Below are 16,472 nucleotides of genomic sequence, written 5' to 3'. Positions count from 1 at the left end.
GGACATTTAATGCAAGAACAGAATTCCGACAACGGAAATGAAACATATAATTCTTCTGAACAGAATGAAGAATCAAAAATAGCTCAAGCACAAGAGACCGAAGAACTACAAACAAAAGATAATAATGATTCATCTGAGTCAGATTCTGACGAGGATGAAACCAGTTCTCAGCGCTTTAAAGAAGGTGACCCAATCAAATTGATTAGAGTTCGCTTTCCAGGGAATGCGAAATCTCACCCATTTCTTGTGGGGAAGAGAATTTTTCAATACGGTCAAAAAGTTTTGGCCATGAGTGACCGTGGGATGACTGTTGGCTACATCAACTCGCTCCCATACGAGACGACGTTTAAAAAAGATCTTCTACCGCTAAAAACAATTTCAAAAATTGCTACTGACGACGATATTGAAGAGCAAAAAAGCTATGCTCGCAAAGAAAATGAAGCGGAAAAAGTATGCCTTCGCCTCATTGAAAAACACAAACTCGACATGAATTTAACTCACGTAGAGTTTATCCAATTTGGTAAAAAAGCTGTCTTCTACTTCACTGCACCTGCCAGAGTTGACTTTAGAAATCTTGTTAAAGACCTCGTTGGCGATTTAAAAATGAGAATTGAACTTCGTCAAATCTCAGTTAGAGACAGAGCGGCGGCCCTTGGAGCTGTTGGTGTCTGTGGGATGCAAACATGTTGTTCATCATTTCTTAAAAACTACGGAAATGTCAGTATCAAGATGGCAAAGAACCAAAACCTTGCACTTATTCCAAGTAAGATCAATGGAGTTTGTGGACAAATTAAATGTTGTATTCGCTATGAAGACGACGTCTACTCAGAAAAAAGAGAATTCCTTCCAAAAGAAGGGACATTTATCCAAGCTCAAAATGGAGATATTGGAAAAGTTCTCAAGCTACAAATTCTCATCGAGCAATTTGATATGATTACAGACAAGGGACAGATTCGTCGCTATGCCAGAAATCAATACGATGAAAATAACTATGAACCACCTATAGAGTGGACTTTCCCAGAGTCATTTAGACACGTTGTTAATGAGACAAGCACAGTTATCGGTCTCGGCGATGAAGAGATGGAAAGGCTAGAGAGATACAAAAAAGAATTTGGTGAAGACGAGTACGCGCAAAGCGACGACGAGTCGACAAGCGAAGAAAAACTTGAAGAAAAAGACTCAAAACAAAAAGAGAATAGACCAAATCGTAATAATGACAAAAGAGACAACCGTTCAAAACGCCCACAAAGACGTCCACAAAATCGTGGACCTAAAGAGAATCGTGACAACAAAGATTTAGGTGAGAAGGACCTATCAGCTAAGAAGTCAGAAAAAGACTCTAGCGAACAAAAGAAAAGACCTAATAACAGAAACAGAAACCGCAATCGCAACAGAAACAGAAATAATAGGCCTAAAAATAGCGAAAATAATCAATCAAATGATACAAAGAAAAAACCTACTGAGTAATCAGTAGGTTTTTCTCTACTTCCTATAAATCTTCACATTTCTTATACTTCTTCACTTCTTATAAACTAAAGACAGACATTTTTAAGTAAACTTATTTTTCAATAGGTCTTTTCTCCCATAAGATAAGAAAGAATTTCAACTCAAAGGAACCATGATGAAACTACTGCTTCTCTCACTCGCCTTCAGCGCTTTTTCAACATTTGCACAAGTAGAGTCAGTTTCAAAAATCTATTCCTTTACAGCGAAAGAAATGATTTCTTACGAAGACTTCGCTGAAGAAACCTCTTCTCAATCTCATTTCGTTTTAGGTGAATACCACTCGAGCCCGGCAATTCAAAAGGCCCAGTCTGAATTCATAGAGAAAACAGTCACTCTTTTTGAAAAAGCTAATGACTTTAGTGTAGGTTGGGAATTTTTAGAATATGCCGATCAAATTCATAGTGAGCAGGTCTTCTCAAAAATTGATGAGCTCGATGCAAACACCTTCTTTACAGAACTCTTATCGCCTAAAAATATTGATTACTATATGCCTTACCACCCTATTTTATTAGTAACAAAGAAGCTTGGTGGAGAACTGATCGCACTCAATGAAAAACGCGAAATTAAGCGAATTATTGTCAAAGAGGGCATGGATAAACTTCCCTCTCAATACTTGCCACCAAACTATAAGATTGGAAGCAAGGCCTACCTAGAGAGATTTAAAAAGGCCATGGGCAATCACACTCCTGATGAGATGATCATGCCCTATTTTGAGGCCCAATGCTTCACAGACTCAGTCATGGCCTATCAATTCATAAAAAATGCAACACGTACTCTTCGCTACACTGTTGTTGGCAGTTTTCACAGCGACTATAAAGATGGTTATGTACGCGAGTTAAAGCGCATTTCAAATGAGCAACCTATCATTACATTGAAGTTTGTTAAAAGATCTGATTACGATGAAAAAAGTTGGAATGATCTTATTAGTGACGGAGCTATTTCAGATTATCTCATCATAGCTCCGTAACATATTTAATTAAGCGACATCTTCAAAACGAGGATCTTTAGCATCAGGAACCTCTCCCGCTGATGAAATTTTGTCATCACTGAGAATTTCATCTTCAAGTGAATCCTTCGTTTCAACTTCTTTTGTTTCGACAACTTCTCTCTTAGATTCATTGACAGCGTCATCAAGAATGTCATCAACTTCATTCATCTCGAAATGATTTGAATCATCAAAAGAGAGGTCCATATTATGAGATGACTCATCGACAGGTGCTACTGAAGAAGTCTTAACGACATTTTTTGAAGCATTCTTGTTGTTACCATACACAAGTCCATGCATCTGCTCTACGAGTTCCCAAAGCATAGTTGATTGGTATCGAAGATCTTCGGCCCTTTGAGCAGAGTCATTGGCAACTTCTGAGTTTTGTTGAGTAACACCATCTAATTGTTGAACGGCCTGTGTAATTTCGTTAACTCCACTCGATTGCTCTTGTGAAGAAGAGGCAATATCGGAAACAGCTCTATTTACTTCTTCAAAACTAACAAGAAGATCATCGAGAACAGAGTTACAGACTTCTGATTTTTGAAGACCAATTTCCACTCTCTCCTTACCTTCTTCAATAATTCTATTCATTGAAGTGCTAGACATTTCTACGATCTCACGAACCTTCTTAGTTGAAGCTTCTAGTAAACCTGAAATCTCTCCTGCGGCCTTTCCACTCATTTGAGCAAGTGCACCAACTTCTTCTGCAACAACAGAAAAACCCTTACCATGCTCACCTGCTCGCGCAGCTTCAACCGAGGCGTTGAATGAAAGAAGCTTTGTCTGAAAAACGATATCATTAATAACCTTGGTTTTTTCTGCAATCTCAGAAATAACAGTTATGATTTGCTCGAATTCGGCATTATTTTTATTTACGTTTTCAATAATGTGTTCATTATTTTGATGTATTAATTCAATAGCATTTTTCACTTCGCCAACAGACTCTTTCCCTACAGTGGCCTTTTGACGACTTTCTTCAGCAAGTGTCGCCCCCTGCCCTGCAGACTCTGAACTTCTTGAGACCATCGCAGAAATTTCATTAATAGAAGAAGAAGTCTCTTGTAAGCTTGCTGCTAATTCATCAGTAGCGGAAGATAGTTGAGTTGATCCTTCAGCAATACCAGTTGAAGAATCGAGTATTTTTTCGGCTCCTTGTCTTAGTCTTACAGAGAGATCTACAATGGCATTTGAGATACCTTTTGACATTAGATATGAAAAAATAAAAATAGCAATGGCACAAATCCCAAGCGAGAGCATAACCAATTCACGTAAAATATAAACAGAGGCCAAGGCTTCATTTTCATCCATCTCACTCAAGATGAACCACTCCAGTCCTTGAATTTTTAAAGGTCTATAAGCTGATAAAACTTCAACTCCTCTATAATCTTCAAAAATCTCAAATCCACTTGTTCCCTTCACGACATGCTCAGCACCGACAGATTCAACTTTACCAATAAGAGCACTTGTCTTTTTACCTTTCATATAGGCAAGCTCTTCATCAGTGTGACCAAGGCCTTTCATTGTCTCTAGGTATCCTTTTTCATCTTCAACTAGAAACCTAGATATACTTCGCATCGTTTTATCTTTATTGATTAAATAACTTTCTCCTGAATCGCCTAAGCCCTGTGCTTTCCATTGATTTCTTCCCGTCATAATTTCATTAATTTTTCCAACAGGAATTTGAAAAACAAGAACACCCAATAGGAAATCTTCATCATAGATTGGTGAAGAAATAAACTGAGCTGGTGAATCATAGCTTGGAGAATACTTAGCGAGATCTGTAATAAAGACATCACCTTTTTTACCCTTCATCGCTTTTCTATAAGCTTCACCGAGTCCTGTATTTTTATAAGGCCCAACTTCAAGAGAAGTTGCAAAGTCGATCTCTTTATAAACAGAGTAAACAACTTCACCCTTTTCTTTTGAGATAAGAAAAATATCATAAAAGCCAAAGTTATTGAGATAGGTTCTAAACGTATCGTGATAGGCCATATGGGCCGAAGAATAAGATGAACTATCACCTAGATTATAAAGCTTATCTTTTTCTCCTAATGCGTTTTTATTATTTGAAATAAAAGAATTTTGTAAAAGAATTTCTTGATCACTAAAAGTCGAAAGAATCTGAGAGCTGTTTGGAAAAGGACTTCCCGTTTCCTCTAAGTATTTCTTTGAAAAAGTTGAATCATAGAATTTAGAAAGATTTTTTCTCGCTTCTTCAACACTCACTGTCGCATCGAAATTATAATTTTTATAACTTCTTTCAAACCTTGCAAGCGCATCAACTGTCACTTTATTTTGTGCTAAGGCCGAAACTTGCCCCTGCATCGTTTTAAAGAGCTCTTCCAATTGAAAGGCCCTCGACTCTCTAACTGAAATCAACTTACTCTCTGCTTCTTTTAAGAGTGCATCAGAATTTCTAGTGAAAGATAGCCATGAGATGATTACCGCCGGAATAATTCCAGAAAGGAGAAAACCAAAGATAATCTTCTTGGATAGTGACATGTTTTTAAGCATTTAGATGTCCTTTATCAACAAATATTAATCATTAATTTATCTACTCGGTATATTATAAACGCCACTTAACTTAATTTTTTAAACAAATTTAATTATTAAAATACGAATAAAGACAAGTGCTAGACGGCCCATTTTGTCCACAAAATTAATGATTGCAAAAGGGATTTGAGCCTTTAAGGGTGCCTTACTCTAACTCTTGGCACTTTAGGAGATTTAAGGGAGGAAATTCTTATAATCGATCACTTCAATGACATCAATTGCCGGCTCTTCATAGGGATGGGCCTGAACGAGTGCCTGCAAACAAGAAGATAAATAATCCTCTTTGCAAATCATTTCTACGCGCATTTCTTCCACACGCTCCAACTCTCCAAGTTTACCAATGGTTGGATTTGCTGAATTTCCTGGTCTAAATTGACCAACCCCAAGGCCTTCAAAGGCGCAATAATCATAGTCACCGATTGTGCCTCCACCCGCTTGAAACATGGCCATTTTTACTTTTTCACAGTCTTTTTTTGGAACAAAGAAAACAATTTTTTTCATGTGAGTTCACCTTGGAGAATAGTTACGCACTCAGTCTATCAAAATAATAATTTCTTACAACTAACAAATTCCTAACGAACTTATTAGACATTCCTAATTTTACTGGCAAGAATATATAAGATTTAAGGAAAAATCACGGATTGAGTTCTCATTCAGGGAGGAAAAGATGAGGAAAATGATTCTCGCGACTTTAGTGGCCGCTCTATTCAACACTCAAGCTCTTGCTTGTGACGTTCACGGGAAAACAGGAATTGTAGAAGACAACGATCTTTACATTCCAGCTGGGATGAAATCAAACGGTGGAATTACTCAAGAAGAGTTCAACACTGTTATCGACAAAATCGAAGCAATCTATGCTCCAATTATCGAAGCTAAAGGTAAGACACTTAAAGTCGTTAGAAAATGGGACGACGGAACAGTTAATGCTTACGCGAGACAAATGGGAAGCACTTGGGAAGTTCACATGTTTGGTGGTCTTGCTAGACACGAAACAATTACTGCTGATGGTTTCGCGACAGTTGTATGTCACGAACTTGGTCACCACCTAGGTGGAGCACCAAAGAAATCATCTTGGTGGGGAGGATCTTCTTGGGCGACGAACGAAGGTCAAGCTGACTATTTCGCAACAATGAAGTGTCTAAGAAAATACATGGAAAAAGACAACAACGAGGAAATCGTAGCTAATATGGATATCCCAGCTGTTGCAACTCAAAAGTGTATGGATAATTTCAAAGCACAAGAAGACATTACAATGTGTCAAAGAGGGGCCATGGCAGGTATGTCACTTGCTGGACTTTTCAAAGCACTTAGAAACCTAGATAAAGATCTAGATTTCGCAACTCCAGACACAAAAGTAGTTACATCTACAGATCACAACCACCCAGCACCACAGTGTCGTCTAGATACTTACTTTGCTGGAGCTCTTTGTGAAAAAGATCACTACTCAGATGTAGATGATAGAGATGCTTCAATTGGAGTATGTACTAGAAGAGACAACTACGTAGATGGAATCAGACCACTATGTTGGTACAAGCCACAATCTTAATTGCCTGAACTCAATTAAATATAAAAAAGGCCCTCTATATGAGGGCCTTTACTTTTTCTAAATAATAAATTCTTTCTTAACCGTGTACCCACCACTTATAAAGGCGATCACGGATAGTCTTTTTCTTCTTACCTTTCTTCATACATTTATCATAAGCTTTCTTAGCTTTCTTGTACGCTTTCTCGTAATCACGATCAGAAAGGAAATCATCTCTATCTAAATCATCAAGATGTTGTTCAGAACATGCATCTTTTTTCTCTTCTCTTCTTTCGTCACGAAGTTCAGCAATACTGTAGTTAATCATTTCATTGTAGTGATCAGCAGCATAGTCTACAAGCTCATTAACAGGTGCTTCAGACTTCCAGTTTTTACTCACCATAATGAGATCATCACGATCTAGAATCCACTTTGGATTTGATTTATTCCCACCATTAACAACTCTTTGATAAGGCTTGTTTTGCTTTGGAAATGGGTGATCTGATAGATCGCTTGTTCTGTAATTAACTGTAATTGGCAAAGACTGTCTAGGTCCTTTATCGACGAGGTGATAAAGAAGGTAGAGATCTTGAAGCTCCATTCTCATACAACCATGAGAATCAAAGGCCCTAACAAACTTATCAAGGTTAGGTTGTGCATGGAAACCAATACCAGTCCAACCATCAGCAACATTTTGACTCGTTAAAATACGAATGAATGGCTTCTTTTTAAAATAGCGTGGCTTCTTACGTGAGTACATATTAACTCTCTTATCTAGCCAAGCCGTTTTAAATCTTGGAGTAAGAAGTGAAGTCTGTCCCGAAAGAACACCTTCATCAAATGAACCTACACCAAGTGGAAAAATCATTTTCGTATTATTCGCTCTATCGTAAGCAATGAGCTTTCTTGAAACGAGAGAAGTTTCAAATTCAAAATCAGTTTCATCAATTGAATAAAGATTCCCTGTTACATAGAGGTTTTTTGGAGTTGCAGTATTGTATCTTACCTGCATCGTTTGAAATTGGACGCCACCGTTCTTATAACGAACCATCGCTCTAAGATCTAGAAGAACATTATTTCCAGACTTTCTTGGAATAGCATCAAAGTAGAGATTGTGAACTTCTTGAATCTTTCCACCCTTAATGTAGTTTTCAGGATTATCAAGAATCTCTTTGTTAACTTCATAAAGACTTGGAACGATATTTCCAAGATAACTAATGACATCACTTACACGAACACCAACAACTTTATTCTTGGCCTTCGCAGAAAGTGAAACTTTCTGGTAATAAGCGCTTGCTGAAGACACAGCAAGAGTAGCTGCTAAGAGCAACTTAACTAAAGATTTAAACATTTTTCCCCCCAGTTGAATGTTTCAACTTTATTTTCTTATTCATACAGAATTAGAAACCGCAACGCCTAGTGTTAAAGGCCAAAGAGGAAAAATTTACATAAAAAAAGGGAGGACAATGTCCTCCCTTCTAAGTATTTGAAATTTATTGAGAATAAATAAATTAAATTACTTCTTATCAGCTTTTTTGATGTCGATTAGCTCAACTTCGAAAACTAATGTAGCTCCACCTGGAATCTTAGGAGGGGCACCTTGATCACCATAAGCAAGCTCAGATGGGATCACAAGTTTAATTTTTCCACCTTTTTTAACGAGCTGTAGACCTTCAGTCCAACCTTTAATAACTCTATTAAGTGGAAATGAAGTTGGTTTATTTCTTGAGTAAGAAGAGTCAAACTCAGTCCCATCAAGAAGAGTTCCCTTATAGTGAACTGTAACAGTATCTTCGGCCTTAGGAGTTTCTCCCTTACCTTCAGTAAGAACTTTATAAGCTAGACCAGAAGCTGTTTTTGTTCCGCCTTCTTTAGAAACAAAAGTCTCGATGAATTGTCCACCTTTGTCTTTGTTCCCTTTGGCCATTTGAGTTGTTCTCTTTTGAAGAAGCTCTCTGAATTTCATTGCGTATTCTTGAGAGTTAACCTTCTCTTTTTCTCCGTTTAGTGAATCTTTGATCCCAGCAAGAAAAGCAGTTTTCTCAGCTGGAGACATTTCAAGAGACTTAAAACGTGAACCGTGCATAGTACCAACAGCGTAGAAGATTTTATTTTCTTCTTTTGATAGATCCGCTTTCTGTTCCCCTTTCATACAACCAGTAAGAAGAGCAGAAGATACGAGCGTAAGCGCGAATAATTTTTTCATGTATCCTTCCTTTTGTGTTTAAACGAATTCCATTTCCGTTATAGTTTAGTCAAATATTAAAGTCTTAGCAAGTAGTGAGAGTCTTTCCTATTTGTAAGGATAGAGAAATCTCTTTCTCTCTTGCTCTCTCTCTTTCATGCTTTTTGAGTAATCATAATCGTGAAGGGCCCACTCCCAATCACCATACATTGGATTTGGTAAGACAATAAACTTCTTTCCAAATTCCTTTCTAAAACTATCAACTAATATATTTCTTTCATTAGTATTCTTGTCTTCGAAATTTGTATGAAAATCAGCAAGTGTATCTCCCATTAAGAGAATGACATTATACTTTTTAAAGACATCTTTTCTTCGCTCGTCCTTAGATGAGGTATGTGTTTTCAAAATGAGGTTTTGCTTTTTAACTGGAAAACCTTCTTCCTTTAAGTTTTGATAAGTCGGCTCAAATCCACGAACTTTTCTATTGGAAATATAAAAAACTTCCACGCCTTTTTTAACGGCGTAATTTAAAAAACCAACAGATCCTGCAAGGGCCCTTGCCTTTCCCATATCGACCCATCTCTCCCACTCTTGTTCATTGTAGGCTTCACCAGTAACAAGACCTCTTGCTTGGTAGGGCGAATTATCTAATACCGTCTCATCAATATCAACAATTAGAGCTCTTGGTTTTTTTGAGCGCTTCTTTAAGCTCTGATCAACTGTATATCTTGCAGCATTGAAAGCTTGATAACGAAGCGCTCTCACTTCAGCAGAGTTCTGCATCCAAAGAGCAACCCCTTCCATGTAGGCCACATCATTTTTTTTCGTAGATGAGCATGAAACGAGGGCCACACTCATAAGAACCAATACTATTTTTTTCATTTTCTTCACCTATTAAAATCCAGAATCATCCAATGCCTTATTGGCAAGTTGATCACAATGTTCATTTTGAGGATGTCCGGCATGCCCTTTCACCCAGTAAAATTTAAGCATATGAAAACTTAAGGCCAAACGGTCTAATGTTTGCCAGAGTTCTAAGTTTTCAGGGGCCTTTTTATCGGCCTTCTTCCAACCTCTTGCCTTCCAACCAGGAACCCACTTTTCAATTCCATCTACGACATATCGGCTGTCACTATAAACGTAGACAGGTTGAGTATTGATTTCGTTATGCTCTTCAAAGTATTCATGAACGAGCTCTAGTCCCTTAATCGCGCCTTCAAGCTCCATGCGATTATTGGTCGTGCTTGCATCAATACCGCTCGATTCAAAAATAACTTCTCCCGTCGCGTTTTGGGCCATAACACCCCAAGCTCCAGGTCCAGGGTTTCCGCGGCAAGCACCATCACTAAAGACGGCAACAGCACGTTGTAGATCCTGAACTTCCACAGGAAGAGGAAAATCACCCTGCTCACCTTTAGCCGGCGCGGTTTTCTCACTCGATGATCCAGGCATCTGAGTTTCTTTTATCTTTAATTTCAAATAAGTTATTGCACGATTTGATTTCTCATCTGTGAGAATTTTCGAGAGCTCACTTAATGTTTTTAAATATTTTTCCTTCACAATCATGCCCCTTAGGTTCTTTAAGCCCTTATTGTAACTAAGTAATTTTAAGATGATAAGCCCTATTATTTACCAACTCTCTGCACAATAACTCGCACAAACTTTGCAACATGAACTCAATGTGATAATTAATGTTGCTTAAACTAAAGATTGCTTTGGCCGCTTAGAGAAATATGGCCATTAACGAAATGAGGTAAACCTTGAACACAGAATATTCAATTCGTGTTTATAAGCAATATTTCAATTTTGCTTCTTCTCACTTTATGCTTTTTAAAGACGGTACAAGAGAACCACTTCACGGACATAACTATCGTGTAACTCTTAAGGCCGATGCAATAGAACTTGATGCTGATATGGTCTTTGATTTTTTAGATATCAAGCCAATTGTAAGAGAAGTCTGTGACAGTCTTGATCACAAGCTTCTCCTACCAGGCGAGACTCCTTTGATTGAGATCAAAGAGAATGACAAAAACTGGGATATTAAAACTCAGGATGGAAGCTTCTTCTCATTTCCTCAAACAGATGTACTTATTTTACCAATTCAAAATACAAGTGCAGAGAGAATCGCAATTTATATTACCCATGAAATTAAAAGACTCGTTAAAGAGAGATTTAATTTTCAATTTAAAAACATTGAAGTTGAAGTTGAAGAAACACCTGGACAGTGTGCTGTCTACCGTTGTGAGTAAAAAGGTTTTTATATGAATTTTATAAGTCTTAAGTCTGGATCTAGTGTTGAAGGTGATGAAATACAGGCCTTTAAAACAGACACAAAAAGCAACAAATGGCTCTACTTAATGGCCGGAGTTCACGGAGATGAGGTTGAGGGAGTTTATGTTCTTAATCAACTCTTCGAATGGCTAAAAGAAGAAGATCTTGGTGACCTGCCATTAATCGTAATCCCAATTTTAAATGTTGATGGTTACCGCCAAGGAACAAGAACGAATGCCCATGGTGTAGATCTTAATAGAAACCTTGCTACTGATAACTGGTGTCCAGAGATTAGAGCGGCCAAATATCATCCAGGCTCGGCTCCAATGAGTGAACCTGAAAACGTTTATCTCGATAAATTATTTTCAAAATTCACACCAGTACAAATTCTAACTCTCCACTCATGGAAACCTATGCTCAACTACAATGGAGACTGCAAAGATGTCGCCGAATACCTTGAGCAATACAATGGATATCCTGCTGAAGGTGATGTTGGTTACCCAACTCCTGGATCACTAGGAAACTACGCCCCAGAGAAATATAGTAGCCCAGTGCTAACTTTTGAATTTCCAGTTCTCAGTGAAGAAAAAACACTAAAAGAAATCTGGGAAGAAAACGAAGAAGGTCTCAAGGCCTACTTCAAGAGTGAACTCGTATCTAAATTATTTGCATAAAAAAAGGGAGACTCTAGGTCTCCCTTTTTTCTAAGAAGCGATTTTATGTTCGTTTCTCTCTTCTTTTTTGCCTCGACTTTTGTAATTTAAATAATCGATGATCTGATCCTCATACTTCAAAAAAGGGAAAGTGACCTTCCAAGCTAACCATATAAGGGCCACTGAAGAGCAAACCCCTATAAACTCCCCAAGTCCAAAACTATCAGGATTCGAACTCCATGCATTGTAGAACAATGAGAGAAAGTACGCTCCATAGAAAACAAAAATATATTGAACATTCAATTTCTTTAGGTGAATACAAGTTAGATAATCATCAATATCATTTTGAAATCGCCTCGTTGTAAATCGATCCTCATCTTTTTGCATACTCTCCAAGATTTCAGAAAAGAAGGTTTCATCATCGTCCTTTCTCTTTGGAAAATGACCTTTTAATACAGTTGGCATAGATACCTCCTATCAATCATAGTCTGATAGAAAAGTACAAAAGAATGAGAAAAGATTGTGAAGATATGAGGGGACTTTTATGATTTCAAGGAAATAAAAAAGGGAGCAAAACTGCTCCCTTTCCCATTTTTTATAAACTCATAATAACTTTTGATAGTGCATCGATCTGAGCATCTTTTTCATCCGGATTAGAGCTATAGGCCCTAGTCGCATTAAGAGCTTGATCCATCGCTTGAGTCAGGTCTTGAAAAAGTGCTTGCTTAAGACCAGCGATTTGTTCGGCCGGAGCAAGTAAAGTTAGAAATTCGCTAACTTTCATCGCACCATTACCTTCATTCACGGCCTTTTCAAGAACTGTCTTAATATTCGACTGAAGCCCTGCTGCCTTTTGAACAAGAGGAGTAATATTCATCTGCGTATTCTGGTAAACGATCTGAATAATTTGCTGTAAAATCGCCTCATTCTTGTTAATTTTTTCAAGGTACTGCTCAACAGTCAGAGCATTGCTTACAACTTCGTTTTTAACTTCAAGCGCTTCAACAATTTCTTCTGATGAAACTTCTTCACCTTGAACAACTTCCTCAGCTTGAGCTTCAACTTGCTGAACTTCTTGTGTTGTACCAACAAGGTCTTTCTCAGTGAGGTTGTAGTAACCTGCCTGAGTAAGGAAATTCGAAATCTGTGGTAAGAATTGCTTGACCCCACTAATTTTTGCAAGAGTCTTCATTTCAACAAGCTCATTTCTTAGAGTAATCAGCTGTCCCGAAGGAGCGCTTGGATTAGCAAAGAAGTAGTAATTGCTAATTGCAGCTGAAACATACCCCTGAGGAATTAAGCTTGGGTCATCAACAGAGTATACTGAATAAGCACCTGTTCTCTGTCTTGTCTCTTCAAGGTCACCTGGAACACGTTGTCCATTTTGGTAACTTAGTAAACTAACAATCATATTCTCTTTTTGCGTTGAAAAGAGTGGCACGTGAGATACATTTGCACTTTTCAACATTTTTGATTCTGTTAGGTTCGCTACACTTACTCCGTTTACAATTCTATCTTGTACCGAAGCTAGAACTTGACTTCTCCACAGTGGGTTATCAAGGTAGTTCGGATAGAATCCTTCATTGTAATGAGCAATAAGTCTTGGCGCTCTATCAGATAGACTAATAGCTGCAAGTCTTTTTACAAAGCTCATACCAGCTGTCGAATTTCTAAAGTAATCATCAGGGTTTCCTGCATTATTATCAAGTCTAACATCGTTCATGAAATAACCATCAGCACCAACGATCTCAGCATTTCCAAGTAGTCCAACTGCATCTGAACAGTCATAAATATTCTGTCCAGTAAGACCCCAAACTTGCTCTTTAATTGTTTCAAAATCAAGGGCCTGAACTGATTCAACACTATTACCAACAGGCTTAACATAACAAACTCTCTGTGCTTGATTGGCAAGCTCAAGAAGGAAGTTAAATGATTTTTCAACAGCTGGGTAGTAAAGTCTATGCTGTCTTCCAAGCTCTGTATTATCATTATCAAGTACTGCAATAACTTGCTTCATTTGATTAGCATTAATTCCTTGAAGATATTGCTTCTTTTTCCCTAGGGCCTGAGCAACGATCTTTCTCCAATGATCATGTAGACCTTTTAACTCACTTGTCGTTCTGTAGAACTTACTAGCAAGTCTATACATATCAGGAGAGAAGATTCTGTCATACTTGTGCCCATAGAGAGCAACAAATGATTTAAAGTCTTCAATAAGGTATTCTACAATTTCCTCTGGATTAGAACCGTGGTCCCATCTCTTACATAGTGGGCTCGTTAGATCAACGTGCTCATCTGTACAGTAGTTATATTCTTTTCTTGAAACTCCAGCATCTTTCATTGCTTGTTCAATCGATTTCCCGTTAAGAGCAATTTCTCTACCATCTTCAGTTTCAACTTTTTCAACATAACCAAACTTAATTGCAGCAACATCATAAGCACCAGGAGCTGGAAGCTCTTCAACGTTGCGAGTGAGGTAGTCCATTGTTGAAGCCGTTAGAGCTACTGGCTTACCGTCTTTATAAGTATAGTTTTTAGCATCATTTGAAGCTGCAAAGTTGTGACGTAGTCCTAGGTTGTGCCCAAGCTCATGTACAAATGTCGCAAGAACATCATCAAAGATTAACTTTTCAGCACAGTTTCTTACGAGTTCTAATTCTCTTTCGCTACTTTCAAGAGTTCCACCATTGGCCTTAACATCTGCAACATAAGCATCTACTTCAGGACATTCTTTTTGGATTCTCTCATAAGAGTTGTTATCAACAACGTTGAAAGCACACTTCGATCCGTGATTGATAAAATCACCCATTGAAGTAGAACTTGGATTGTTGATATAGCTCATATTTACAATATCGTGATTGTGATCATGAGCGTGATCAGTTTCTTCTAACTTGTGTAGATCTCCTGTACCAATCACTTTATCAAGAGTATTGATATAAGATTTAACTGATTCCTTCTCAGCATCTTCACTCTTAGCAAGTGTACTTAGGTACGACTGATGTAGCTTATAGGCCGTTGTATTTTTGATACTATTATCAATTGCTCCAAAAGCACTTGATCCAGCAGCTCCGGCGATATTGCTTGTCAGTCTATTAGACAGCTTTGAAGTAATCTTTAGCCCTTCAATAGCTGGAGCGTGAAGACCAAGCTCACGTCTCATATAGTTACGAATATTTGAGATCTGTGACTCTCTAAATGGGTTCGCATAGATATTATTCGTTGCCGAAATAATCTCTCCAGATTCAGTATCTGAAATCGAAGGACCATAACCTAAAAGACCTGAACCATCTTTTGTATCGACAATATTTAAAATGTTGTAACGAATATCACCAATCTCAACATCTTTAGACTCATCAAGTACGATTTCAATATCAGAACCGGCCTTTTTGAAAGTCTCGTTCCAAACACGAATTCCTTCACGTCCAACAGCTCTCATATCTTGTGACGTATTTGTAGAGAAGAAATAACGAATTTCTTTCTTGTTAGGATCAAAACGGTTTAGAAACTTAAGTTTCTCAAGGTCTTTATCCCTTTCGATTCTGTGGTTAAGAATCATGTGTTTTGTTGTTTGAAAGAAACCAAACTTCGTAACATCAGATTTTTTATAGACACGACCAGCAATTGGTTTGTGTGCTCTTCTAAGTGCATACTTAATACGAATTTCTTCTTCTTCATACCATAGTGTCCAAGAGATGAAGTCATTTGTGACTTCAAGCTTTTGAAGAATACCATCAGTTAGGTCTTCAACTTTAGGAACCCAGCTATTTACTGTTGCATCGAATTCCCAACCTTTAACCATTTTATAAACGAATTTCGAGAAATCGATTTTAGCAAATCTTCTCTCGGCCCATTCAGGAGCCTCATTATTTGAATCATCAAGAAGAACTTCTTCAAAAAGATCAACACCATTTCTTGTGTTCTTTTTGTAATCAACCCAGCTTACAGGGATATTGAAGGCCGTCTTATTATTGATATCATCAGTTGTATCAATGATTTTATCTTGGTTAAGGTTAATGGCCTTAATTGTATCTTTGTATCTATTAAAACGAATTCTTGAAACACCATTTGCTTCAGCATCAATTGAAAGGTCACGTCCAATTGATGTTGCATTCTTTGTTGAAGCAGAAACGATTGTTGCAGCGTAAAACCACTCTCCATCGAAGAAATGCGAAGGAAAAATATCTTTCTTCTCTTTGGCGCCAAAGTACTGAACTTGACCAAGGTGGTTAATTTTAAAGTGAGTAGAACCAATAACCATCTTCTCACCATTTTCTCTTAGTTGGTGAGTTTCTTCGCCGTAGCTATTTTTAATTTTCTCAACTTTCGTTAGTTGAATTGGGTATCCAATAAGTGGAACTTTATAAAGACCGTTTTCCATTTCAACAGCATATGTCAGCTCATCAAAAGGTATCGCCTCTTTCTTAGCAATCTTATTAATAACAAGATACTTATCTTTCACTTCATACTGAAGTTTATAATCATGATTTGGAAGCCCACGAAATGCAAACCCTTGAAATAGAGGCGCATTTGTTACGTAATCAACAGGAAGGAGATTATTAACAGCATCAAGACCATCAACTTTCACTTCTCTGGTTGCAGAAAAGTTCTCACTGTCTCCGCTAATCACTTCTTTTGTTTTAAGATCAAAGGTCTTACCATTGTAATCTGAGATGCTAAGAAGCTCTTCACCCTGACCTTGGGCAAATTCTTCTTTTCTCTCTTCTGCACAACTTGCAACAAGTAGAGCTGTAGCGATTAATCCTAAATTTAGTAGTTTCTTTTTCGACATTTAGT

General features: G+C 37.7%; 13 protein-coding genes. 5 read left to right on the top strand and 8 right to left on the bottom strand.

Annotated elements, in window-relative coordinates:
• Positions 1 to 9: 9 nt before the first annotated feature.
• Positions 10 to 1,467, top strand: coding sequence for a PSP1 domain-containing protein (ricT, locus tag HBN50_RS06425; RefSeq protein WP_273868744.1), 1,458 nt, complete (start codon positions 10 to 12; stop codon positions 1,465 to 1,467).
• Between the two features lie 151 nt (positions 1,468 to 1,618).
• Entirely contained in the window at positions 1,619 to 2,473 is an 855-nt protein-coding gene (locus HBN50_RS06420) for a ChaN family lipoprotein (protein WP_273868743.1), read from the top strand.
• A 9-nt stretch (positions 2,474 to 2,482) separates the two neighbouring features.
• Here the strand turns inward: HBN50_RS06420 and HBN50_RS06415 are convergent, their stop codons facing one another.
• Both HBN50_RS06415 and HBN50_RS06410 read right to left on the bottom strand, forming a co-directional pair.
• Positions 2,483 to 5,008 carry a methyl-accepting chemotaxis protein gene (locus HBN50_RS06415; protein ID WP_273868741.1) on the bottom strand — a complete coding sequence of 842 codons (2,526 nt, stop codon included), beginning with the start codon at positions 5,006 to 5,008 and terminating at the stop codon, positions 2,483 to 2,485.
• A gap of 213 nt (positions 5,009 to 5,221) precedes the next feature.
• Positions 5,222 to 5,548 carry an NGG1p interacting factor NIF3 gene (locus HBN50_RS06410; protein WP_273868740.1) on the bottom strand — a complete coding sequence of 109 codons (327 nt, stop codon included), beginning with the start codon at positions 5,546 to 5,548 and terminating at the stop codon, positions 5,222 to 5,224.
• A gap of 166 nt (positions 5,549 to 5,714) precedes the next feature.
• Between HBN50_RS06410 and HBN50_RS06405 the strand changes: the two genes are divergently transcribed.
• Positions 5,715 to 6,593, top strand: a complete 879-nt coding sequence (locus HBN50_RS06405; RefSeq protein ID WP_273868738.1) for a hypothetical protein — start codon at positions 5,715 to 5,717, stop codon at positions 6,591 to 6,593.
• A gap of 76 nt (positions 6,594 to 6,669) precedes the next feature.
• Here the strand turns inward: HBN50_RS06405 and HBN50_RS06400 are convergent, their stop codons facing one another.
• The 4 genes from HBN50_RS06400 to HBN50_RS06385 all read right to left on the bottom strand — a co-directional run bounded on the left by HBN50_RS06400 (position 6,670) and on the right by HBN50_RS06385 (position 10,314).
• Positions 6,670 to 7,920, bottom strand: a complete 1,251-nt coding sequence (locus HBN50_RS06400; protein WP_273868737.1) for a L,D-transpeptidase — start codon at positions 7,918 to 7,920, stop codon at positions 6,670 to 6,672.
• Between the two features lie 165 nt (positions 7,921 to 8,085).
• On the bottom strand, positions 8,086 to 8,775 hold the full coding sequence (locus HBN50_RS06395) for an FKBP-type peptidyl-prolyl cis-trans isomerase (RefSeq protein ID WP_273868736.1): 690 nt from the start codon (positions 8,773 to 8,775) through the stop codon (positions 8,086 to 8,088).
• An 87-nt stretch (positions 8,776 to 8,862) separates the two neighbouring features.
• A complete protein-coding gene (locus HBN50_RS06390) occupies positions 8,863 to 9,636 on the bottom strand; it encodes a 5'-nucleotidase, lipoprotein e(P4) family (protein ID WP_273868735.1) in 774 nt (257 codons plus the stop codon).
• A gap of 12 nt (positions 9,637 to 9,648) precedes the next feature.
• Positions 9,649 to 10,314: a ribonuclease H family protein gene (locus tag HBN50_RS06385; RefSeq protein ID WP_273868734.1), complete on the bottom strand. Its 666-nt coding sequence runs from the start codon at positions 10,312 to 10,314 to the stop codon at positions 9,649 to 9,651.
• A 200-nt stretch (positions 10,315 to 10,514) separates the two neighbouring features.
• On the opposite strand from HBN50_RS06385, the gene HBN50_RS06380 reads away from it, so the two are divergent.
• Both HBN50_RS06380 and HBN50_RS06375 read left to right on the top strand, forming a co-directional pair.
• A complete protein-coding gene (locus tag HBN50_RS06380) occupies positions 10,515 to 11,003 on the top strand; it encodes a 6-pyruvoyl trahydropterin synthase family protein (protein ID WP_273868733.1) in 489 nt (162 codons plus the stop codon).
• 12 nt (positions 11,004 to 11,015) lie between these two features.
• Positions 11,016 to 11,699, top strand: a complete 684-nt coding sequence (locus HBN50_RS06375) for a M14 family zinc carboxypeptidase (RefSeq protein ID WP_273868731.1) — start codon at positions 11,016 to 11,018, stop codon at positions 11,697 to 11,699.
• A gap of 30 nt (positions 11,700 to 11,729) precedes the next feature.
• Here HBN50_RS06375 and HBN50_RS06370 read toward each other — a convergent pair whose 3' ends face one another.
• Both HBN50_RS06370 and HBN50_RS06365 read right to left on the bottom strand, forming a co-directional pair.
• Positions 11,730 to 12,143: a hypothetical protein gene (locus HBN50_RS06370; RefSeq protein ID WP_273868729.1), complete on the bottom strand. Its 414-nt coding sequence runs from the start codon at positions 12,141 to 12,143 to the stop codon at positions 11,730 to 11,732.
• 130 nt (positions 12,144 to 12,273) lie between these two features.
• Positions 12,274 to 16,467, bottom strand: a complete 4,194-nt coding sequence (locus tag HBN50_RS06365; RefSeq protein ID WP_273868728.1) for a zinc-dependent metalloprotease — start codon at positions 16,465 to 16,467, stop codon at positions 12,274 to 12,276.
• Positions 16,468 to 16,472 lie beyond the last annotated feature (5 nt).

Source organism: Halobacteriovorax sp. GB3 (assembly GCF_028649655.1).
GTDB lineage: Bacteria > Bdellovibrionota > Bacteriovoracia > Bacteriovoracales > Bacteriovoracaceae > BSW11-IV.
This window is presented reverse-complemented; position numbering and strand designations above follow the sequence as displayed.

What these genes read in the sequence shown, in the direction of transcription:
- ricT (WP_273868744.1), top strand. Translation starts at nt 10, where the DNA reads ATGCAAGAACAGAATTCCGACAACGGAAATGAAACATATAATTCTTCT.
- HBN50_RS06420 (WP_273868743.1), top strand. Translation starts at nt 1,619, where the DNA reads ATGATGAAACTACTGCTTCTCTCACTCGCCTTCAGCGCTTTTTCAACA.
- HBN50_RS06415 (WP_273868741.1), bottom strand. Translation starts at nt 5,008, where the DNA reads ATGCTTAAAAACATGTCACTATCCAAGAAGATTATCTTTGGTTTTCTC.
- HBN50_RS06410 (WP_273868740.1), bottom strand. Translation starts at nt 5,548, where the DNA reads ATGAAAAAAATTGTTTTCTTTGTTCCAAAAAAAGACTGTGAAAAAGTA.
- HBN50_RS06405 (WP_273868738.1), top strand. Translation starts at nt 5,715, where the DNA reads ATGAGGAAAATGATTCTCGCGACTTTAGTGGCCGCTCTATTCAACACT.
- HBN50_RS06400 (WP_273868737.1), bottom strand. Translation starts at nt 7,920, where the DNA reads ATGTTTAAATCTTTAGTTAAGTTGCTCTTAGCAGCTACTCTTGCTGTG.
- HBN50_RS06395 (WP_273868736.1), bottom strand. Translation starts at nt 8,775, where the DNA reads ATGAAAAAATTATTCGCGCTTACGCTCGTATCTTCTGCTCTTCTTACT.
- HBN50_RS06390 (WP_273868735.1), bottom strand. Translation starts at nt 9,636, where the DNA reads ATGAAAAAAATAGTATTGGTTCTTATGAGTGTGGCCCTCGTTTCATGC.
- HBN50_RS06375 (WP_273868731.1), top strand. Translation starts at nt 11,016, where the DNA reads ATGAATTTTATAAGTCTTAAGTCTGGATCTAGTGTTGAAGGTGATGAA.
- HBN50_RS06370 (WP_273868729.1), bottom strand. Translation starts at nt 12,143, where the DNA reads ATGCCAACTGTATTAAAAGGTCATTTTCCAAAGAGAAAGGACGATGAT.
- HBN50_RS06365 (WP_273868728.1), bottom strand. Translation starts at nt 16,467, where the DNA reads ATGTCGAAAAAGAAACTACTAAATTTAGGATTAATCGCTACAGCTCTA.